Below are 20,652 nucleotides of genomic sequence, written 5' to 3'. Positions count from 1 at the left end.
GAGCTGGTTGCTTCTCCATCGCCGGGCTGATCCGGTATTCGGGAAGGAGAACGTTATGAAAATTGCTATCATAATCCTGTCTCTCGGCTTTCTCGCTGCAACGGTTGTATTTGTGCCGCCTGTTGAGGCTGAGGACAGTCACGGCAACGGTCGCGGTCTCGGTGTGAGTGTATCGATCGGCGGTGAAAATGGCATCAACGCTGACGTTGGAGCATCACTGGGCGGGCGTAATGGCGTCAATGCCGACGTCAATGCTTCAGTGGGAGGTGCCAAGGGTGTGAACGCCGATGCCAATGCCTCTGTCGGAGGACGGTCAGGGATCAACGCCGACGTCGATGCCAGCGTCGGTGGCAGCCGAGGTCTGACAGCGGATATCAGTGCAAGCGCAGGCGGAAGCAAGGGTGTCAATGCCAATGCTGGCGTCGGGCTTGGCGGATCGCGCGGCCTCAATGCAGATGTCGATGTAGGAATAGGCGGCGGGCGGGGTATCGATGTCGGTATTGGTGTTGGCAACAACGGCGGCGATGGCGGTGGCAAGACGCCGGTGAAGCCCAATCCCGGTGGTGGCGATGGCAGCAGCAATCCGGACGTTAAGCCTGCAACGCCACCTATGACGGCGTTCAACAGTTTGCCGGCAGGCGAACAGCATCGTCTCATCCGCCGCTGCCGGGATATTGCCGGCTCGTCAGATTATGATGCCAGTCTAGTCAGTCTCTGCCGACTGCTGCAGGCAAGCGCTTCGCGCTGACAATAGCAAAAAGCAAAATCCCGCCAGCTGGAATGGCGGGATTTTCCGCGGCGATCGATATCACCCTTTACTGGCTTTGCGTCTGGCTCTGGCCCTGCTGCTCCACCGTCACGGAAACCTTCAACGCTTCGCTCGACGAACCATGCACCAGGCCGGAAATCGGTGCTGCGTCGCGATAATCCAGGCCGCAAGCGATGCGAACGTAGCGGTCGTCGGGGCACATCTTGTTGGCGGCGTCGAAGCCGACCCAGCCGAGGCCGTTGAGGTGCACTTCGGCCCAGGCATGGCTTGCCGTCTGTTCAGGCTGGTCTTGCATCATCAGATACCCCGACACATAGCGGGCCGGCAGACCCAGCGTGCGGGCAGCGGCGATCATGATATGGGCGTGATCCTGACAGACGCCGCTCTTTTGCAACAGAGCCTGTTCCGCTGTGGTCTCCGTTCCGGTTTCGCCCTGCCGGTATTCGACAAGCTCGTGGATCTTTCCCATCAGGGCGTGCATTCTGGCAAGATCGGTATCGCCATCCATGGCCTTGGCAAGGTTGCGGATCGGTTTTGCCATCTTCGTCAATGGCGTTTCGCGCAGATAGAGCCAGAGTGGGGCATAGGCCTGATGCGCGCCGTAGACGCCGGCCTTGTCCTCGGTCTCCACTTCGCCGGAAGCGACAACGCGGATGAAGGTCTGGTCGCCGTTGACACTGACGAGATTGACGCGGTTGCCGAAATGGTCGTCATAGCCGACCTCCATCTTGGCGCCCTCGACGGATGTTTCCCAGCTGATCACGCTCTGGCCGGGCTGCGACAACGGTGTCAGGCGCAAGCGTTGCAGGGAATACTGTACGGGCTCGGCATAGGTATATTCGGTGGTGTGACTGATTTTCAGACGCATTGATTGCTCCCCATCCGAATCTCAGTTGAACCGGTAGCCGTTGGAGATTTCCTCTCCGAGGCGGTTGTTATGGCTGATGAAATTCTCGATATACTCGTGCAGGCCTTGATCCATCACGTCCTTGATCGAATGGTTGCGCAGCGACGACAGCGTTTCCTCCGCTGTCGCATGGGCCGCGTGGGCTTCCCCATATTCACGTGCCAGATAGCCGAGATTGCTGACGATCTTGTCATAACAATAGGCAAGCGAACGGGGCATGCGGCCATTGAGGATGAGGAAGTCGGCGATGTTGGATGGCTTGTATTCCGCCTCATAGACCCAGCCATAGGAGCGGTGCGCCGAAACCGAGCGCAGGATCGATTCCCATTGCACGTTATCGATCGACGAGCCGACCTGCGACACCGCCGGAAGCAGGACGTAGTATTTCACATCGAGAATGCGGGCTGTGTTGTCGGCCCGTTCGATGAAGGTACCGATGCGGGAGAAGTTGAAAATCTCGTTGCGCAGCATCGTTCCGTGGAACGCGCCGCGAATGAGGCCGGTCATGCGCTTGATGCCGTCGATGACTTCGGGAAGGTCGGCCGGCTTGATACGCCGGGCGAGGGTGGATTTGAGGTTGAGCCAGCATTCGTTGGTGGCTTCCCAGGTCTCCCGCGTCAGCGCGGTGCGCACCATACGGGCATTGTTGCGGCCGGTGTCGATACAAGACATGACGCTCGACGGATTGGCCTTGTCGCGCAGCAGGAAATCGATGGCGTCGGCGCTGGTCAGGTTTGGATAGAGTTCGTCGTAGATGTCGCGGACACCGGAGCTTTGCAGCACGCCGTCCCAATCGTCTTCGGTCGCCTCCGAGCGGGTCAGCGACATGCGCAGGCCGGCGTCGATCAGCCGGGCGCTGTTTTCGGCCCGTTCGATATAGCGGAACATCCAGTAGAGGCCGTTTGCGGTTCTTCCAAGCATGTGGTGTCAGTCCTCCAGAACCCAGGTATCCTTGGTGCCGCCGCCCTGGCTGGAATTCACCACCAGCGATCCGGCCTTCAAAGCCACGCGGGTGAGCCCGCCCGGAATGATCTGCACCTTGTCGGAAACGAGGACGTAAGGGCGGAGATCCACATGGCGTGGAGCGATGCCCTTATTGACGAGGATCGGCACTGTCGAAAGTGAAAGTGTCGGCTGGGCGATGTAGTTGGCTGGCCGCGCCTTGAGCTTTTCGGCAAACAGCGTGCGCTCCTTCTTCGATGCGGTTGGCCCGACCAGCATCCCATAACCGCCGGAGCCGTGGACCTCCTTGACGACAAGATCGGCGAGGTTTTCCAGCACGTATTTCAGGCTGTCGGCCTCCGAGCAGCGCCAGGTCGGAACGTTCTCGAGCAGCGCCTTGCGGCCGGTATAGAACTCGACGATCTCGGGCATGTAGGAATAGATCGCCTTGTCGTCGCAGATGCCGGTGCCCGGCGCATTGGCGATGGTGATATTGCCGGCGCGGTAGACATCCATGATGCCGGGGATGCCGAGCGCCGATTCTGGCTTGAAGGTTAGCGGATCGAGATAGTCGTCGTCGACGCGGCGGTAGAGCACGTCGATCGCCTCGTAGCCGCGTGTGGTGCGCATCTTCACCTTGCCGTCGATGACACGCAGGTCCGAGCCCTCGACCAGTTCGACACCCATCATGTCGGCAAGGAAGGCATGTTCATAATAGGCCGAGTTGTAGATGCCGGGGGTGAGGACGGCGACACGCGGCTTGCCCTCGCAGCCGGGAGGGGCAAGCGACGCCAGCGAGTGGCGCAGCAGATAAGGATAGTTCTCGACGGGGCGGACGCGGTTCTGATGGAAGAGTTCCGGGAACATCTGCATCATCGTCTCGCGGTTTTCCAGCATGTAGCTGACACCGGAGGGGGTGCGGGCATTGTCTTCCAGCACATAGAACTGGTCTTCGCCGGTGCGAACGATATCCGTGCCGACGATATGGGTATAAACGCCGCCCGGCGGGCGGAAGCCGATCATCTGCGGCAGGAAGGCGACGTTGCGCTCGATCAGTTCGCGCGGTACGCGGCCCGCCTTGATGATTTCCTGCTTGTGGTAGATGTCATCGAGAAAGGCGTTGAGGGCGATGACCCGCTGCTCGATGCCCTGAGCGAGCTTTCGCCATTCACGGCCGGAAATGATACGCGGGATCAGATCGAAGGGGATGAGCTTTTCGGAACTGTCTGCGTGCCCGTAGACCGCGAAGGTGATGCCCGTCTTGCGGAATATGTTTTCCGCCTCCCGCGATTTGGCGATCAGGCGGGCCTTGTCCTGGGCGGCGTACCAATCATTGTAAGTCGAGTAAGGCTGGCGCGGGCTGTTGTCCGCATTCATCATTTCGTCAAATGCCAACGGTGTGTCCCCTTTTTTGTCATTTGAGACCAACAACAGGGGCAATGCAAGAAGCATGCTCAAAAGAAATTCAGGCGGGGGATCGCTGCTTTTTTAGGCTAATGACGGGGCGCCTGCATCGGCCTGCCACCAGTTTCATCATGTTTTTGCATAAACGTTGCCAAGCCATTCCATTCTGGTCTCGAGATGGAAGCCGGATGCTTGTCGAGTGCCTGATTTTTGTGCGGCCAAAAGATCGCGATCCTGCCGCTGCTGAAGATAAACATCAGGAATATTGCTTTGACCATCACAGGAAGCGGCCCTATCGCAGTCGGCGACGCAAAGATTGCCTCTGGAGTTCGCATGACCCTCGACCGCTTGGCACCCGCCATATTCGTACTGCTCTGGTCGACGGGATGGGTGATGGCGAAATATGCCGACATCTATGCCGATCCGCTGACATTCTTGGTGATGCGTTACATCCTCGCCACGCTGCTGTTCGTCGGCTTCTGTCTAGTCACCGGAGCCAAGTGGCCGAAGACATGGGCGGCAGCCGGACACGCAGTCGTCTCCGGCATCTTCCTGCACGGGCTTTACCTGGGGGCTGTCTGGTGGGCGATCGGGCAGGGCGTGCCGGCCGCGATTTCCGGCATCATTGCCGGCCTGCAGCCGTTGATGACGGCGGCGGTGGCGCCGGTCCTGATTGGCGAAAATCTGTCTGGTCAGCAGAGGCTCGGTTTGACACTCGGCTTCCTCGGGATTGCGCTGGCCGTCATTCCCAAGGTTCTGGCGATCGATACCGGCATGACACCGATCCATCTGTTCCCTGTCATCGTCAATGTCATCGGCATGGCGGCTGTGACCTACGGCACGATCTACCAGAAACGCCATCTTCAGTCGGGAGACATCCGCTCGACCGCGGCGCTGCAATATGTCGGGGCGCTGATCGTCACGGTGCCTGCCGCGTTTCTGTTGGAGGACATGCGGGTCATCTGGAGCGTGCAGCTGTTTGCCGCTCTTGCCTGGGCGGTGCTTGGCCTGTCGATGGGGGCAATCGCCTTGCTGCTCTATCTTATCCGGCGTGGTCAGGTCTCGAAAGCCGCTTCGCTGATCTATCTGGTCCCACCGCTCGCAGCGTTACAAGCCTGGTTGCTGTTTGATGAAGCGCTGACATTGCCGATGATCATCGGGACGGTCATTGCGGTGGCCGGTGTTTATCTCACCAACCGCAAGCCGGCAGCGGTTCCGGCATAAAAAAAACGGCGGGTCCAGCCCGCCGTTCTTCATTTCAATTCACTATCGCGAAAAGCTTATGCCTCGTCGCGGCGCGGGGCAGCGTTGGTACGCTTGCGCTGTCCCTGGGAGCCGGCGCCGCCTTCGCGGCTCTGGCCACCGGCGGCATTGCCGCCGCCATGGTTGCGGTTGCGCCATTCGCCCTGCTTGTGGCCGGGGCGTCCATTGCGGTTGCCGCCCGGACGCTTGGCAAGAGCATTTTCATGGGCTGCCTGTGCGGCCGGACCCTGGCCCTTGCGGTGCGGCTTTTTCGGCGAGGCGTTGTCGCCAGCCAAGAGATCGTCACCGGCAAACGGGCTTGGAGCCGTGCGCTCAGCGCGATGAACGTTGTCGCTGCCACCCTGCGGGCGCGGACGGCGTTCGTTGTGGCCGTTGCCGGCCGGACGTGCGGCGTTGCGGGCACCGTTGCCACCGCGGGCACCCTTCGGGCGGGCGCGGTCGGCCGGAACTTCACCGCTGGCGACAGCAATATCGATCTTCATCAGGCGTTCGATATCGCGCAGCAGGCGGATTTCATCCGGCGAGCAGAAGGCGATGGCGATACCGTCGCGGCCGGCGCGGGCCGTACGGCCGATCCGGTGAACGTAGGCATCCGGCACTTCCGGCAGGTCATAGTTGTAGACGTGGGTGACGCCCGGAATGTCGATGCCGCGGGCCGCAACGTCGGTTGCAACGAGAACGCGGGTGTCGCCATCACGGAAGGCCTTCAAGGCGCGCTCGCGCTGGCCCTGGCTCTTGTTGCCGTGAATGGAGGCAACGGAGAAGCCGACATGTTCCAGATGCTTCATCAGCTTTTCGGCGCCATGTTTGGTGCGCGAAAAGACCATGGCGCGGCCATCGGGATTTTCGGTCAGGGTCTTCTTGAGGATTTCGGTCTTCTGGCTGGCGCCCTGAACGAAGTGCACATACTGCTCGACCTTGTCGGCAGCCTTGCCCGGAGGCGAAACTTCGACGCGCTTCGGCGTGCTCAGATATTCGGCCGCGAGATCGGCAATGGCCTTCGGCATGGTGGCCGAAAACAAGAGCGTCTGGCGGTTCTTCGGCACCAGCTTGGAAATCTTGCGCAGGTCGTGGATGAAGCCGAGGTCGAGCATCTGGTCGGCTTCGTCAAGCACGAGGTAGCGTGCCTGTGTCAGCGTCACGGCCTTGCGGGCAACCAGATCGAGAAGGCGGCCAGGGGTCGCGACAAGGATGTCGACGCCGCGGGCGAGCTGTTCGGACTGCTTGTTGATCGAGGCGCCGCCAACGACCAGACCGATCTTGATCGGGGTCTTCTTGACGAAGTCCTTCAGGTTGGCGGCGATCTGGTTCACCAGTTCGCGGGTCGGGGCGAGCACGAGCGCGCGGATGTTGCGCGGATCGGGACGCTTGCCGTCGGCCATCATCTTTTCGATCATCGGCAGGCCGAATGCGGCCGTCTTGCCGGTGCCGGTCTGGGCAAGACCGATCAGGTCATGGCCTTCCATGACAAGCGGAATGGATTCGGCCTGAATCGGTGTCGGCGTTTCGAACCCGAGGGAGGCGAGGGTCGAAAGCACGTGCTCGGAGAGGCCAAGGTCTTTGAAAGTGGTCAATGTAGTACCTTTTCGGGGCGCAAAACGAGATTTGCCGGAACTGCACCATGCGGTTCCGGTTTCGCTTCGCGTCAAGAACCCCGCGTGATTTGGGAACTTGTGGGTTGATTCTGCTGTCTGCGCTGCATCCTGCCGCGTTTGGCAGGACATTCTGTGTTGCGCTTATCCTTCGTTACGGATCGTTGAGATCCCGCAGGGCTCGCTCACGCGGCGGCCGGAAGGTGACGCTGGGCCTCATGTCGTTGTTTTGCCGCGAAAAGTCAAGGGATAGTTTTTGCAGCTGCGAAGAGACCGGCGGATCACGGCATGGCCAGCTGGAAATCCCCGCCAGCGAGCACCGTGCCGTTGACGAGAATTTCCACGCGGTGGCTACCGGGATAATATTGCCGCGTGGTGATGGCGCGAATCGCATGCTGGCGTGTCATGATGACAGTTTCGCCGGGAGCGAGCACGAGGCTTTTCCACTTGAAGACTTTTGGGGCAAGGCTGCCATTGGCTTTGCGATGATGGACGGCATAGTCGATCATCACCTGTTGCGGTGCCGGCCCCTCATTGGCGATGGCGAGCTTGAAGGCGAGGGCATTGCCGAAGACCACCTGCGGGGTCTCTATCTCCATGGCCGCGCCGATGCCGGAAAGCGGCGCAAAGCCGAAATTCGACAATGCGGCCGCATGTCCCTTCTTCAAGAGCGTGCGCGAGGCATGCCGCAAAAGCTGCCGCCGCTCGGGGGAGGCCGTTTCGATATGCTCACCGACGAAGGATGCGACCAAATCAGGATGATCCTTGGCGATGTCGTTCAGGCTGTTGGCAACGGAGCGGCGCACGTAATCCTCGGGATCATCCAGCAGCGTGGAGAGGATTGGCAGGATCGGTTGCGGATCACGCATCAGCGCCGGTAGACGAATCGCCCAGGGCAGGCGGGGCCGGGTACCCTCGCTTGCCAGCCGCCGAACATGATAGTTGCTGTCGGTGGTCCATGTGCTGATTGTTGCCAGGGCGCGTTCCTGCTCCGCGAGAATAAACGGCCGGATGCCGAACTCGGCGGTAAAATGCGGGGTCAGCTGTTTCAGCAACGCCAGGGACAGATCGAAATGGCCAAGGCCGTTTTGCGCTACGAACTGGCTGACGGGCAGCAGCGCCCAGCCTGTGATACCTGAGCGGCCCGATTGCGGCAGGCTCGCCGACAGGATTGCAGCGGCTGTTTCGAAATCATCGGGCAGGGTTTCCTCAAGCGCGTCACGTATCTGCAGGGCGCGCTGCATCAATTCCAGCTGCTCCATATTCCGGCAGGCGATATCGACAAAGCGTACCCTGTCGAAACCAGTGGCGTTCGCGGCAATGTGCGTGGCCATCGTTTCGACGAGCGCCGGATGCAGAAGGTTTTTCAGTGGTTCAGCCATGCCGTGTCCGTCCTGTGATTCCTATCAACCATAATGGCTGTTCTGCCGGGAGCGTAGGACGGTTTTTGGCAGTAGGATCGATCATCGGATTTTCTGCGGAACTATCCTTTTTTCCAATGCGTTGATTCCATTGCGCGCCTCGCCATCCGGGAGGCGCGGCCGGTCTTCAGTCGCGGTGCCGCCGGTGCTGTGCCATGTGAATGCCGGGATACCACGCTCGAGGAGTGAACAATGACCACCACTTGGATTCTTGCTGCCGATGGAAATCAGGCCCGTCTTTTGAAGGGCGTGAATTTCCTCAAAGACGAACCCCAGAACCCCGAGCAGGAGATTTTTCAGATGGACACCAAGCGTGTCCAGGACATCATGGCGGACAAGCCTGGACGTAGTCATTCGTCGGTCGGACATGGCCGTTCGGCGATGGAGTACTCCAGCGATCCGGTCCGCGAGGAACAGCAGAAATTCACCGCCGACGTTGCCAGCAGGATCGACAGCTACGAACAGGAAGGTGCATTCGATCGTCTGGTCGTCTGTGCAGCGCCACAGACGCTGGGGGACCTGCGGGGCATGCTTTCCACCGCGACACGGGCAAAGACCACGGCGGAGATCAGCAAGGACTACAGCAATCTACCAACGAAAAAGCTGATCTCGTCGGTGCGCGCTGCAATGTCAAACTGATCGCAACGACAAGGGCAGGCAGCGATGCCTGCCCCTTCGGCTTTTTAGTAGCACACACGGGTTCTGTACTGATCACCCCAACGATCCTGATGCCAGACAATGTGGCAACGAGGGTAATAGCCGCCGTACACATAATATGGGCGATAGGCAGGGGCATAATAGGCCGGAGGCGCATAATAGCGGGGTTGGCTGAGCGCTCCGCCGATGATGGCACCCCCGACAATGCCGGTGGCCAGTCCCGGCCAGAAGCGATCATGCGCAGTGGCCTCAGAGGCGGTGGCAATTGTGGCGCCCGCAATTGTCAAGGCAATCAGACCGGTGGAAATTGCTGTTCTCAACGAAAGCATGGTCTTGTTCCCTATGTCCGGGCGATGGCCGCCGACCGGTCATGTCTTGCTCGAACAAGGATATTAATGCGCCGGAATGTGGCTTTGTTGCCTTAGATTTTCATTAAATTTCCGTTAGAAATCAGTCGCAACGCCGCCCTCTGCCTTGCGGCGGGCAACAAACGCGTCAAGCTCTTCCTCGATGGCCGGATCGAGTGGCGGCTTCTCGTATTCGTTGAGTTTTTCCTTGAAGACGCGGTTGGCGTGATCATAGGTCGTCGGCCGTCCGGCCTCGGTCCAGGTCTCGAAATTGCGCCAGTCCGACAGGATCGGCGAATAGAACGCCGTCTCATAGCGGGCAAGTGTATGGGCGGTGCCGAAATAGTGACCGCCGGGGCCGACGTCGCGCACGGCATCGAGACCGAGCGCATCCTCGCTGACATCAAGGGGGGTGAGAAACTCTGCCACCATCTGCAGCATGTCGACATCGAGAATGAATTTTTCGAAGGATGCGGTCAGGCCGCCCTCGCTCCAGCCGGCCGAATGCATGATGAAATTGCCACCGCCTTGCGTCAGCGCCCACAATGACAGCACCGATTCATAGGCGGCCTGCGCATCCAGTGTATTGGAGGCATTGGTATTGGAGGTGCGGTAGGGCACCTTGTAGCGGCGGGCGAGCTGTCCGCCGGCAATCACGGCCTTCATGTATTCCGGCGTGCCAAAAGCGGGTGCTCCGGTTTTCATGTCCACATTCGAGGTGAAGCCGCCATACATCACCGGAGCGCCGCGCCGGACCATCTGGGTAAACGCGATACCCGCCAGCGCCTCGGCATTTTGCTGGACCATGGCGCCTGCGATCGTCACTGGCGCCATGGCACCGGCGAGCGTGAACGGTGTGACGACGACGACCTGATTGCGAGACGACATTTCGATGATGCCTTGCAGCATCGGCCCGTCGAGCCGCAGCGGCGAGGAGGTGTTGATGATGGTGAACAGCGATGGTTCGCTTTCCATCTGCTCGGCGGAAATGCCACGCCCGATCCGGGCTATCTCAAGCGCATCGATATTGCGCTGCTGGCCAAGCGAATAGCAGTGAAACACCTTGTCGGTCAGCTTCACCATGTCGGAGAGGCAATCGAGATGGCGCACAGAGGCGTGGATATCGATCGGCTCGACCGGATAGCCACCGGTTGTGTGGATAATATCGTAGGACTGAGCGAGCTTGACGAGCTTGCGGAAGTCTTCCTGGTTGCCGGCGCGCCGTCCGCCTTCGCGGTCGGCGACGAAGGGGGCCGAGGCGATCTGAGCAAAGACAAGATTGTTGCCGCCAATCTGGACGTTTCGCGCCGGGTTCCGGGCGTGCATGGTGAAGCCTGATGGTACCGACGCCATCATGTCCATGATCAGGCCGCGATCGAAACGTACTCGATCAGTGCCGGGTGTGACATCTGCACCTGCCGCCTTCATCCGGTCGCGGGCTTCCGGCAGGATCACATCCATGCCGATTTCTTCAAGGATTGTCAGCGAAGCGTCGTGAATGGCCTCAAGCGCGTCTTCCGACAGCACGACGGATTTTGCCATCGTGTTGACGAGGTTGAGATATTTCGAGCTGCCGCCGCCCCTGCGCGAGCGATCCGCGCCGCGGCCGCCGGTTCGGCGCCGGCGTTCCACCGGAGCTTCTGGGTCGCTCGGGGTGGTCTGCGGAAATAGGTTCTCGCTCATGATTCTTCCATCGGATTGGACCGAGCGTCATGTTGCATATCCGGTGCTCGAAAGGCGCTACCATTTGCGACAGCAAACTTCCTGGAAAGAGTAGGCGGTTTTGGAGGGTTGGCTATTCCGCGACGCCGGATGTCGATTTCACGCCGCAAAGCATTTCCCGTTTGCTGCCAAAGCCCGGCCTGCGCTCGACGATAAAACCGGCCGCTTGCAGATTACGGCGGACAAAACCGGCGGCGGCATAGGTCGCGAACGTGCCTTCCTCGACAGTCTTTTCCTGGACAACGCGCATCAGCTCTTGCGACCACATATCCGGATTGCGCCGGGGCGCGAAACCGTCGAGATACCAGGCGTCGAATGGGGCAGGGAACCCAGGGATCGTGTCGAACGCCGGGCCGCAGACGACGGTCAGCCGCACATCGGTGGCAAGATCGAGATCGATACGGCCGTTTGGTGCGTCCGGCCATGCGGCACAGAGCGCTTGCCGCTCCGCATCGATCTCAGGCCAATGTGACAGCGCCCGGCCGATGTCGCCCGCCTGCATCGGAAACCGCTCGAACGAGACGAAATGCAGATTTGTCCCTTCGGCAGCGGCCGTTTTCCACTGCCGCCATGTCTCGCAACAATTGAGCCCGGTGCCGAAGCCGAGTTCGCCGATCCGGAATGTGCCGGGGCCGCGCCAGCGTCCGGGCAGGCCGTTGCCCGCAAGAAAGACATGGCCGCATTCCAGCCGCCCGTCTTCGCGGCAATAAAAGTGATCGCCAAATTCCTGCGAATAGGGCATATCGCCCGCGTGCCATTCAAGCGTTTGCCGGTCGGGAATATCGGCCTCTGGCACGATTGCAATTTCAGGGTTCTTGGTGGACATGCCGAACCGATAATCTCCGCATGCAGGAAGGTCAATCGATGACGGATCTGTTGATCGTCGGCGGCGGCATCATGGGGCTCTGGGCTGCCGTCATGGCCGATCAGGCTGGGTTGAAAACGGTTCTCGTCGAGCGTGACAGGATCGGCGCCGGTGCCAGCGGCGGCGTGCTCGGCGCGCTGATGCCGCATATGCCGGATCGCTGGAATGCCAAGAAGCAGTTCCAGTTTGATGCACTGCTCTCGCTTGAAGAAGAAGTTGTCGACCTTGAGGCGCAAACTGGGCTATCGGCCGGTTATCGCCGCTCGGGCCGGCTGATCCCGCTGCCAAAACCACATTTGCGCACCATCGCTCTTCGCCATGAGCAAGACGCGCTCGTGAATTGGAAGCAGAAGGACCGGCAGTTCTTTTGGCATGTTCGAGACAACCCGGCGGCGGCTGGCTGGCCAGAAACCGAAGCCATGGCTAGCGGTGTCGTGTTCGATACGCTGGCCGCACGTATCGATCCGCGCTTGCTTCTGAGGGTTTTGAGCGCGGCGCTTCTGCAGTCTCGCCACGTGCAGATTGAGGAGGGGCGGGCGCTTGCCGGTCTTGACCCGGCTGTCGGCAAGGCGACGTTTTCGGACGGACACTCCATTTCTTTCGGTGCGTGCATTCTTGCCAGCGGAGTCGACGCCTTCCGGCAGCTGGATGCCCTGGAAGAAACCCCGATGGCGGCATCCAGCGGCGCGGCCGTCAAGGGGCAGGCGGCGGTGTTGAAAGCCGATATCGATCCCGCCTTACCTGTCATTTTTATGGATGGTCTCTACATCGTGCCGCATGACAACGGCCTTGTTGCCATTGGCAGCACCAGCGAAGACAAATTTGCCGATCCGTTGTCAAACGACCATCTGCTGGACGATCTCCTTTCCCGGGCTCGGGCGGTTGTTCCGTCGCTTGCCGATGCGCCTGTGGTCGAGCGCTGGGCGGGCTTGCGGCCAAAGGCCATCGGCCGCGATCCGATGGTCGGCCGCCATCCGGATCATTCCCGCCTTTATACCCTGACCGGCGGCTTCAAGATCAGCTTCGGACTGGCGCATCGTCTTGCGGCCAGTGTTATCGGCGAAATCACCGGGCGGGCGGATGGAGCGTTGCCGGAGACGTTCCGCTGTGCCAGCCATTTTTCGCTGCTCCGCGGCTCATAAAGCTGACGTCGTCATAAGTGGCGTGCCGTTCATGCAAAAAAGCCCTGCTCGGGTGAGCAAGGCTTTTCGCTGGCGGTTCAGGCTGAATTACATCCAATATGGCGGCACGCCGTAATAATCGTAGACGCGGCGGCCGTTTTCCTTGTTCCAGTCGTACTCGTCATTCCCGTGATATTTCGGCGCACTTTCCACCTGTTCGCGGGTGATATCAGTACGATAGCCACCAAGGCTCTCGTCGTAGCTAAGCTTCTGCCACGGAAGCGGATAGTGGTCTTCACCGATACCGAGGAAGCCACCGAAACCGAGCACGGCATAGGAGACACGGCCACTGCGCTTTTCCAGGATGACCCGCTCGATCGAGCCGATGTGCTTTCCGTCCTGGCCATACACGCGGGTACCTTCGACCTTGTCGCTGGCGATCAGGTCGTGCGTTTCCTTGATGCTGGCATCCCGGTTCATGCTTTCCTGGTAAGTCATGATCAGTCTCCGTTTTTGAATGGTATCGCTTGGAAAACGAAGCAAATGCCAGTTGGTTCCGTTCAGAAACCGGTATTTCCGGGCAGCCATTCATTTTTGCAGGGATAGATCGTAAGTTTGTATTGGCCGCCGCCATTCGTCATTGTGTCATGCAAATCACTTAACCCCGGCTCCAGAACAAGTTTCAACGGAGCGGGGCCGATGCGGTACGCCATCTATTTTACGCCGTCGATGTACGATCCCCTGTCGGTCGCCGCGGCAAGCTGGCTTGGCCGCAACGTCTATTCCGGCGAAGCGCCCGAGGCGCCCTCTATCGCCGGTTTCAGCCGGCAGGAGCTGGCGTTTCACACCGCCGTGCCGCGCCGCTACGGATTTCACGGGACGATCAAGGCCCCCTTCCGCCTGCATGACGATACCAGCGAATCGGCACTCTTGAAGGCGCTGATGCATTTTGCCAGCACCATGACGCCGTTTGAGATTCCGCGAATGGAAATCGCACGGCTCGGCGAGTTTTTCGGGCTCGCACCCTCGGTCCCCTGCGAGCAGATGAACCATCTCGCAGCTTCCGTGGTTCAGGTCTTCGATGAATTTCGCGCACCCTTGAGCGATATCGAGATCGAGCGGCGGGATCCGGACCGGTTGACGGCCCCGCAGTTCTCCAATCTCCACCGCTGGGGCTATCCCTATGTGATGGATGAATTCCGTTTTCATATGATGTTGACGGGGCCGGTAAATTCCAAACTCAACGCCCGCTTCGAAACCGCCTTGCGCGATTTCTTCGAGCCGGTGATCGCTGATCCGTTGAAAATTTCCAGCCTTGCCCTGTTCGTCGAGCAGGAACCCGGCGCGCCGTTGCGGGTCCATTCGCAGCATCCGCTCGGCAAGCTTTCGGCGCACCGGCCCGCTGCTGCTTGCGCAAAAGCCAGTGCCTCGGCATTGATCACTGTGCCGCGCATTTCCGAATCAAGGGCGGCTGTGGCTGCCCGCTTGCTGCAGGCGAGCTGCTGAGCCGCAGATGCCGTTCTGACTGTTAAAGCTCCAGCCTCTGCAAGCTTTGGACAGAGCGTTACCGGTCACCATTTTGACTTCGATTTTCCGGTCCCGGATGATACCGTTCCGGCAAATTCGAAGGGTGATTTCATGACAGACCAATCCTATCCACGCGATCTCGTCGGCTATGGCCGCAATCCTCCGCAAGTTCGCTGGCCGGGCGATGCGCGCATCGCCGTGCAATTCGTGGTCAACTATGAAGAGGGGGGCGAGAGCTGCATTCTTGACAGCGACAAGGCATCCGAATCGCTGCTGTCGGAAATCGTCGGCGCACAGCCCTGGGCCGGCCAGCGCAACCTCAATATGGAATCGATCTACGAGTATGGCGCGCGTGCCGGTTTCTGGCGGCTGTGGCGGATGTTTACCAGCCGCAATGTCGATGTCACCGTTTACGGCGTGACGCTGGCCATGGCGCGCAATCCGGAGGCGGTTGCCGCCATGAAGGAAGCGGGTTGGGAAATCGCCAGCCACGGCTATCGCTGGCTGGAGTACAAGGATTTTTCCGAAGACGAGGAACGCAAGCATATCCGCGAGGCCGTGCGCCTTCACACCGAACTGACGGGATCGCACCCGCTTGGCATGTATCAGGGCAAGCCTTCAGACAATACATTGAAGCTGGTGATCGAAGAGGGCGGCTTCGTCTATTCCTCTGACAGCTATGCCGACGAACTACCCTATTGGGTGCCGGGCCTGACCAAGGACAAGCCGCATCTGATCATTCCGTATACGCTCGATGCTAACGACATGCGGTTTGCGACGCCGCAGGGCTTCAATTCCGGCGACCAGTTCTTTGCCTATCTGAAGGACACGTTCGACGTGCTCTATGCGGAAGGTAAGGAAGGCAGCCCGAAGATGATGAATGTCGGTCTGCACTGCCGTCTCGTCGGCCGGCCAGGTCGGGCCGCGGCGCTTGCCCGGTTCGTCGATTACGTTCTAAGCCACGAAAAGGTCTGGACGCCGAAGCGCATCGACATCGCCCGGCACTGGCATGAGCATCACAAGCCGGAAGGTGGCCTGTGATGCTGGCGCGGGACGAGTTTGTCGCGCGGTTTGGCGGCGTATTCGAGCATTCTCCTTGGGTCGCCGAGCGTGCTTTCGACACGGTACCGGATATTTCGCTGACGTCTGACGATGTGCATGAGGCGCTGGTTGCGCCGTTCCGTGCGGCCTCGCATGCCGAGCGGCTGGCGGTTCTCCGCGCTCATCCGGATCTTGCTGGTAAACTCGCCATTGCCGGTGGGCTGACCGAGGATTCCAAGGCGGAGCAGGCTGGGGCAGGGCTTGATCGCCTTAGTGCCTCCGAACATGCGCGGTTTACCGGGTTGAATACCGCCTATACGGAGAAATTCGGCTTTCCTTTCATCATCGCCGTCAAGGGGCTGAACAAGGACGATATTCTGTCTGCCTTCGAAAGGCGGATTGACAATAGCCAGGAAGAGGAATTTGAAACGGCATCTGCGCAGGTCGAGAAGATCGCGCTTTTGCGTTTGCGTTCACTGCTTCCGGGAGAAGACAATGCCTAAGACGAACCCGCCATGCCATTTCACGGCGGCATTGACGATCTGATGCCACATATTCTGACGATCGAGCCGCTGACCCAGGCGGCATTCGCGCCTTTTGGCACTGTTATTGAGGCTGATCCGGAAACGATGCGGCTTATCAACGGTGGATCGACCGAGCGGTTTCATGCGCTTGGACGTGCCGATGTGGCCGGTGACGATGCCCGCGTCATCATCAATATCTTTCGCGGCCAGCCGCGCAGCTTTCCCTACAGTGTGACGATGATGGAGCGCCATCCGCTGGGCTCCCAAAGCTTCTCGCCGATCAGTGGCGGTTCGTGGCTTGCGGTCGTGGCGCCGGATGATGGTGGAAAGCCTGGATTACCGCGGGTCTTTCTGGCCACCGGCGCGCAAGGCGTCAACTATGGCCGCAATGTCTGGCATCATCCGCTGATGGCTGTCGGCGCGGTCAGCGATTTCCTGGTTGTCGATCGTGATGGTCCGGGTAACAATCTCGAAGAGGTTTTCTACGACGAGCCCTTCGTCATCGCCAATCCCTTCTGACGCACGAGGTTCCCATGAGCATGTCCGGCCGCCTGACCACCCATGTCCTCGATACCGCGCTCGGTAAACCGGCCAGAGGCTTGAAGATCGACCTCTTCCTGATCGAGGGTGACGGTCGCCGTCTGCTGCGCACTGTCGAAACCAACAGTGACGGCCGGGTCGATGGCCCGGTGCTTGAGGGCGACGCCTTTGTGGCCGGTACTTATGAGTTGCTGTTCCACGCGGGTGACTATCTGCGTGGGACTGGTGCTGTCTTGGCAGAGCCAGCCTTCCTCGATCTCATTCCGCTGCGCTTCGGCATTGCCGATGCGGCCAGCCACTACCATGTGCCGCTGCTGCTTTCGCCGTTCAGCTATTCGACATACCGGGGTAGCTGAGCCTATTCGGCAATCACGTCCCGGTTGATATCACGGATATCACGCTTGCCGCAGAGCGCCATGGTGATGTCGAGTTCCTTGCGGATGATATCGAGCGTGGTGGTGACACCGGCCTTGCCGCCGGCGCCGAGGCCATAGAGGAACGGGCGGCCGATATAGGTGCCCTTTGCGCCCAAGGCGATAGCCTTCAGTACATCCTGGCCGGAACGGATGCCGCCATCGACATGGACCTCGATCTGGTGGCCGACGGCATCGACGATTTTCGGCAGCATGCTGATCGATGACGGTGCGCCATCCAACTGGCGGCCGCCGTGATTGGAAACGATGATCGCGTCAGCGCCGGTGCGCGCCGCCATCTTGGCGTCCTCGACATCGAGAATGCCCTTCAGGATCAGCGGGCCGCCCCACATTTTCTTGATTTCCTCGACATTTTCCCAGGACAGCTGCGGATCGAACTGTTCGGCGGTCCAGGAAGAGAGGGAGGAGAGATCGGAGACGTTCTTGGCGTGGCCGACGATGTTGCCGAAGCTGCGGCGCTTGGTCCCCAGCATCTGCATGCACCATAGCGGCCGGGTCGCCATCTGCCAGATATGTTTTGGGGTGAATTTCGGCGGGGCTGACAGGCCGTTGCGCAGGTCCTTGTGACGCTGGCCGAGAATCTGCAGGTCGAGCGTCAGGACCAGTGCCGAGCATTTGGCGGCCTTGGCGCGGTCGATCAGGTTCTTGACGAATTCCCGGTCGCGCATGACGTAGAGCTGAAACCAGAAAGGCTTTGTCGTCACCGAGGCAACGTCCTCGATCGAGCAGATGCTCATCGTGGAGAGCGTGAAGGGAACGCCAAATTCCTCGGCCGCCTTCGCCGCCAGCATTTCGCCATCGGCGTGCTGCATGCCGGTCAGGCCGGTCGGAGACAGGGCCACCGGCATCGAGACCTTCTGGCCGATCATCGTGCTTTCGAGCGAGCGGTTGGTCATATCGACCAGCACGCGCTGGCGCAGCTTCATCTTGCGGAAATCCTCTTCGTTGGCCCGGTACGTGCCTTCGGTCCATGCGCCGCTGTCGGCATAGTCAAAGAACATTTTTGGCACGCGGCGCTTGGCGAGTGCCTTGAGGTCACTGATTTCGAGGATTTTGGCCATGGCGCGGGTTTCCAGCTCAACAGATGTTGCCCGGCCATACCATGTTTCGCGAATGCTTGTTAAGAGCCGAATCGAGAAGAGGTAAAAATATTTTACCTCTTTCTCGATGCTCAATCGCCGCCAGCAATTTGCCCGTTCACCGTCGCATGTACCTCACGCGCCTTGGGCGGCTTGGCAAGCCGGCGCCGAAATGTGCCGGGCTTGGTGCCGAACCGGTCATGGAAGGCTTCGTAGAAACGGGAGAGGGAGCCGAAACCCGCCTCGAAGGCAATCGAGGTGATCGGCAGGTCGGTGGAAATCAGCAGCGATTGCGCCGTGTCGAGGCGGTGGCGGACGATCGATTGATTGATGGTCACGCCAACGGTGCGCTTGAAGATGCCCATTGCATAATTTGGGTGAAGGCCGACATCCCTTCCGACATCCTCGGCCGATATGTTTTCCAGCGCATGTTCGGTAATGAAGCGCATCATCCGCTCGACATGGAACATCCGGTCGGCGTCGTGATGTTCGAACGAGGCGATGGCCGAGCCCTGTTCGCGCAGATCGCGCCAGCCCTCGCGGTCGAGACGGCGCACGCGCGCGCCGAGTTCCTCGCGTACGATCTGCTCCAACTCCGCGTCACCGGAGAGCAGTTCCTCGCGCCAGCGCATGAAGACGTCGCGGTCATAGGGCCTGATATCGAGCGCTTCGATCATTGCGCCGCGAAAGACGGCATCGCGAAAACGGCTGAGGCTTGGAAGCGCCAGAAAGACCGACATCGGCACATAGAGGCAGATGAACCGCGTCGGGTCTTTGATATCCGTCACCTGATGCGGGATCATCCCCCAGAACAGGCAGAGCCGTCCTTCCGAAACGCTGAGCTCGCGCCCGTCGAACCAGTAGGTCATCTCGCCTTCCAGCACGAAATTGAGCTCGATCTGACTGTGCATGTGCGGGCCTGCCATGCGCCGCACATTGATGTTGTCGCCGGCGCAGAAACGGTGATCGCCAAACACCACCAGCGGATGGGCCGGATCGCGTTCCGGATGAACCGGTGTCGCTCCGAGCCTGTTCACGAGTTTCGGACGGCGGGTCATTTCATATCCTGCTGATGTTAGGAAACCGGAAGTCTATGCCGAAATGTCGGAAGTAGATTGCGGGTTTCGGCCGCAAGGTCAAGGCGTTCATGCGGGAGAGAGGAACAAGACGACCTGCGGGACGCAACGGCACCACACGCTGATCCTTGGGAGGATATCATGAATTCTTTTAAAGCCGCGCTCGCGCTCGGCTATGCACTGACCGTCTCGACCGCGTTCGCAGGCGAACTCGTCGTCAATTCCGACCAGACCGATCCGGCGCCGAAAAAGGCAATGGAAACCTTGATCGAAGGGTTCAAGGCTGCCCATCCGGACGTCACGGTCAAGTGGAACAATTTCGACCATGAAGGCTACAAGTCGGCGATCCGCAACTTCCTGACGGCGGACGCGCCCGACGTGGTGTCCTGGTATTCCGGCAACCGCATGGCCCCCTTCGTCAAGGCCGGCCTGTTCGAGGATGTCACTGATCTGTGGACCGAAAACAAGCTGGACGACCAGCTGAAATCGGCTGTGAAGTCAATGGAAATCGACGGCAAGAAATGGGGCATTCCCTATTCCTACTATCAGTGGGGCATCTACTACCGCAAAGACATCTTCGCCGAGCAGGGTATCACTCCGCCAAAGACCTGGGCCGAACTGATAGCCGCTTGCGAAAAGATCAAGGCAGCCGGCATGACGCCGTTTGCAATCGGCACCAAGGCCCTTTGGCCGACGGGCGGCTGGTTCGACTATCTCGACCTGCGCGTCAATGGCTACGAATTCCACATGGACCTGACGGCGGGCAAGGTTCCCTACACCGATCCGAAGGTGAAGGCCGTGTTCGAAAAGTGGGGCGAACTGGTCAAGCCCGGCTATTTCATTGAAAACCACGCCGCGATCGACTGGCAGGATGCCATCCCGCAATTCGTCCAGGGCAAGGCGCCGATGTATCTGATGGGCAATTTCGCCGTTGCTGCGATGGTCGATGGCGGGCTGAAGGAAGACCAGATCGGCTTCCTGCAGTTCCCGGAAATCACCGCCGGCATCCCGATGGCCGAGGATGCACCGACCGAATCCTTCCACATCCCGTCGGGTGCGAAGAACAAGGAAGATGCCCGCAAGTTCCTCGCCTATCTGGCAACGCCGGAGGCTCAGACCAAGATGAACGAGGTTCTCGGCCAGCTTCCGGTCAACAACCAGTCGGCCAAGTCGAACGATCCGTTCCTCAAGGCAGGCTTCGAGATGCTGGCCAACGCCTACGCCTTGGCCCAGTTCTACGATCGTGATGCACCGGCTGAAATGGCCAAGGCCGGTATGGAAGGTTTCCAGCAGTTCATGGTCAAGCCTGACAGTGTCGATGCGATCCTTGCACGCCTCGAAAAGGCACGCGGGCGGATTTACAAGTAGCGGCGGTCTCGGAATAACCCTCCCCCTTGTGGGGAGGGTCGGAGCGAAGCGAA

General features: G+C 59.9%; 21 protein-coding genes. 10 read left to right on the top strand and 11 right to left on the bottom strand.

Annotation, left to right across the window (positions count from 1 at the left end):
• Positions 1-55 precede the first annotated feature (55 nt).
• On the top strand, positions 56-748 hold the full coding sequence (locus ACSQ3J_RS15510) for a hypothetical protein (protein ID WP_436039499.1): 693 nt from the start codon (positions 56-58) through the stop codon (positions 746-748).
• Between the two features lie 67 nt (positions 749-815).
• Here the strand turns inward: ACSQ3J_RS15510 and ACSQ3J_RS15505 are convergent, their stop codons facing one another.
• Genes ACSQ3J_RS15505 through ACSQ3J_RS15495 form a run of 3 tightly spaced genes read right to left on the bottom strand, consistent with a single transcriptional unit; the run spans position 816 to position 3,998 of the window.
• Positions 816-1,637: a transglutaminase family protein gene (locus tag ACSQ3J_RS15505; RefSeq protein WP_060505831.1), complete on the bottom strand. Its 822-nt coding sequence runs from the start codon at positions 1,635-1,637 to the stop codon at positions 816-818.
• A 21-nt stretch (positions 1,638-1,658) separates the two neighbouring features.
• Positions 1,659-2,597: an alpha-E domain-containing protein gene (locus ACSQ3J_RS15500; RefSeq protein WP_060505830.1), complete on the bottom strand. Its 939-nt coding sequence runs from the start codon at positions 2,595-2,597 to the stop codon at positions 1,659-1,661.
• Between the two features lie 6 nt (positions 2,598-2,603).
• Entirely contained in the window at positions 2,604-3,998 is a 1,395-nt protein-coding gene (locus ACSQ3J_RS15495) for a circularly permuted type 2 ATP-grasp protein (protein ID WP_037099483.1), read from the bottom strand.
• Positions 3,999-4,355: 357 nt separating this feature from the next.
• Here ACSQ3J_RS15495 and ACSQ3J_RS15490 point away from each other — a divergent pair, with 357 nt between their 5' ends.
• The gene (locus tag ACSQ3J_RS15490) at positions 4,356-5,246 is read left to right on the top strand and encodes a DMT family transporter (RefSeq protein ID WP_060506067.1); all 891 of its coding nucleotides are present in this window, start codon (positions 4,356-4,358) and stop codon (positions 5,244-5,246) included.
• 56 nt (positions 5,247-5,302) lie between these two features.
• Here ACSQ3J_RS15490 and ACSQ3J_RS15485 read toward each other — a convergent pair whose 3' ends face one another.
• Both ACSQ3J_RS15485 and ACSQ3J_RS15480 read right to left on the bottom strand, forming a co-directional pair.
• Positions 5,303-6,859: a DEAD/DEAH box helicase gene (locus ACSQ3J_RS15485; protein ID WP_060505829.1), complete on the bottom strand. Its 1,557-nt coding sequence runs from the start codon at positions 6,857-6,859 to the stop codon at positions 5,303-5,305.
• Between the two features lie 299 nt (positions 6,860-7,158).
• Positions 7,159-8,259, bottom strand: coding sequence for a DNA alkylation repair protein (locus ACSQ3J_RS15480; RefSeq protein ID WP_060505828.1), 1,101 nt, complete (start codon positions 8,257-8,259; stop codon positions 7,159-7,161).
• A gap of 231 nt (positions 8,260-8,490) precedes the next feature.
• Between ACSQ3J_RS15480 and ACSQ3J_RS15475 the strand changes: the two genes are divergently transcribed.
• The gene (locus ACSQ3J_RS15475) at positions 8,491-8,937 is read left to right on the top strand and encodes a host attachment protein (protein ID WP_060505827.1); all 447 of its coding nucleotides are present in this window, start codon (positions 8,491-8,493) and stop codon (positions 8,935-8,937) included.
• A gap of 44 nt (positions 8,938-8,981) precedes the next feature.
• Here the strand turns inward: ACSQ3J_RS15475 and ACSQ3J_RS15470 are convergent, their stop codons facing one another.
• From ACSQ3J_RS15470 to mnmD, 3 genes are all read right to left on the bottom strand, one after another.
• On the bottom strand, positions 8,982-9,284 hold the full coding sequence (locus ACSQ3J_RS15470; protein ID WP_060505826.1) for a hypothetical protein: 303 nt from the start codon (positions 9,282-9,284) through the stop codon (positions 8,982-8,984).
• A gap of 114 nt (positions 9,285-9,398) precedes the next feature.
• Entirely contained in the window at positions 9,399-10,985 is a 1,587-nt protein-coding gene (locus tag ACSQ3J_RS15465) for a trimethylamine methyltransferase family protein (RefSeq protein ID WP_060505825.1), read from the bottom strand.
• A gap of 112 nt (positions 10,986-11,097) precedes the next feature.
• Entirely contained in the window at positions 11,098-11,850 is a 753-nt protein-coding gene (gene mnmD, locus ACSQ3J_RS15460) for a tRNA (5-methylaminomethyl-2-thiouridine)(34)-methyltransferase MnmD (protein WP_060505824.1), read from the bottom strand.
• A 38-nt stretch (positions 11,851-11,888) separates the two neighbouring features.
• Here mnmD and ACSQ3J_RS15455 point away from each other — a divergent pair, with 38 nt between their 5' ends.
• Positions 11,889-13,031, top strand: a complete 1,143-nt coding sequence (locus ACSQ3J_RS15455) for an NAD(P)/FAD-dependent oxidoreductase (RefSeq protein ID WP_060505823.1) — start codon at positions 11,889-11,891, stop codon at positions 13,029-13,031.
• An 87-nt stretch (positions 13,032-13,118) separates the two neighbouring features.
• Here ACSQ3J_RS15455 and ACSQ3J_RS15450 read toward each other — a convergent pair whose 3' ends face one another.
• Complete coding sequence (locus ACSQ3J_RS15450; RefSeq protein ID WP_060506066.1) at positions 13,119-13,508, bottom strand: PRC-barrel domain-containing protein; 390 nt, start codon at positions 13,506-13,508, stop codon at positions 13,119-13,121.
• Between the two features lie 201 nt (positions 13,509-13,709).
• On the opposite strand from ACSQ3J_RS15450, the gene ACSQ3J_RS15445 reads away from it, so the two are divergent.
• From ACSQ3J_RS15445 to uraH, 5 genes are all read left to right on the top strand, one after another.
• The gene (locus tag ACSQ3J_RS15445) at positions 13,710-14,516 is read left to right on the top strand and encodes a DUF1045 domain-containing protein (protein WP_060505822.1); all 807 of its coding nucleotides are present in this window, start codon (positions 13,710-13,712) and stop codon (positions 14,514-14,516) included.
• A 132-nt stretch (positions 14,517-14,648) separates the two neighbouring features.
• Positions 14,649-15,578 carry an allantoinase PuuE gene (gene puuE / locus ACSQ3J_RS15440; RefSeq protein ID WP_060505821.1) on the top strand — a complete coding sequence of 310 codons (930 nt, stop codon included), beginning with the start codon at positions 14,649-14,651 and terminating at the stop codon, positions 15,576-15,578.
• Positions 15,578-16,081: a 2-oxo-4-hydroxy-4-carboxy-5-ureidoimidazoline decarboxylase gene (gene uraD, locus ACSQ3J_RS15435; RefSeq protein ID WP_060505820.1), complete on the top strand. Its 504-nt coding sequence runs from the start codon at positions 15,578-15,580 to the stop codon at positions 16,079-16,081. The genes puuE and uraD overlap by 1 nt, the downstream gene beginning before the upstream one ends.
• 42 nt (positions 16,082-16,123) lie before the next feature.
• Complete coding sequence (locus tag ACSQ3J_RS15430; protein WP_436039597.1) at positions 16,124-16,621, top strand: ureidoglycolate lyase; 498 nt, start codon at positions 16,124-16,126, stop codon at positions 16,619-16,621.
• A 14-nt stretch (positions 16,622-16,635) separates the two neighbouring features.
• Complete coding sequence (gene uraH, locus ACSQ3J_RS15425) at positions 16,636-16,998, top strand: hydroxyisourate hydrolase (protein ID WP_112834491.1); 363 nt, start codon at positions 16,636-16,638, stop codon at positions 16,996-16,998.
• 2 nt (positions 16,999-17,000) lie between these two features.
• Here the strand turns inward: uraH and ACSQ3J_RS15420 are convergent, their stop codons facing one another.
• Positions 17,001-18,137, bottom strand: a complete 1,137-nt coding sequence (locus tag ACSQ3J_RS15420) for an alpha-hydroxy acid oxidase (RefSeq protein WP_060505819.1) — start codon at positions 18,135-18,137, stop codon at positions 17,001-17,003.
• 110 nt (positions 18,138-18,247) lie between these two features.
• A complete protein-coding gene (locus ACSQ3J_RS15415; RefSeq protein WP_060505818.1) occupies positions 18,248-19,213 on the bottom strand; it encodes a helix-turn-helix domain-containing protein in 966 nt (321 codons plus the stop codon).
• Positions 19,214-19,372: 159 nt separating this feature from the next.
• Between ACSQ3J_RS15415 and ACSQ3J_RS15410 the strand changes: the two genes are divergently transcribed.
• A complete protein-coding gene (locus ACSQ3J_RS15410; RefSeq protein ID WP_060505817.1) occupies positions 19,373-20,599 on the top strand; it encodes an ABC transporter substrate-binding protein in 1,227 nt (408 codons plus the stop codon).
• The last annotated feature ends 53 nt before the right edge of the window (positions 20,600-20,652 follow it).

Origin of the sequence: Rhizobium sp. LjRoot98, assembly GCF_964252935.1 — a bacterium.
Classification (GTDB): Bacteria; Pseudomonadota; Alphaproteobacteria; order Rhizobiales; family Rhizobiaceae; genus Pararhizobium.
This window is presented reverse-complemented; position numbering and strand designations above follow the sequence as displayed.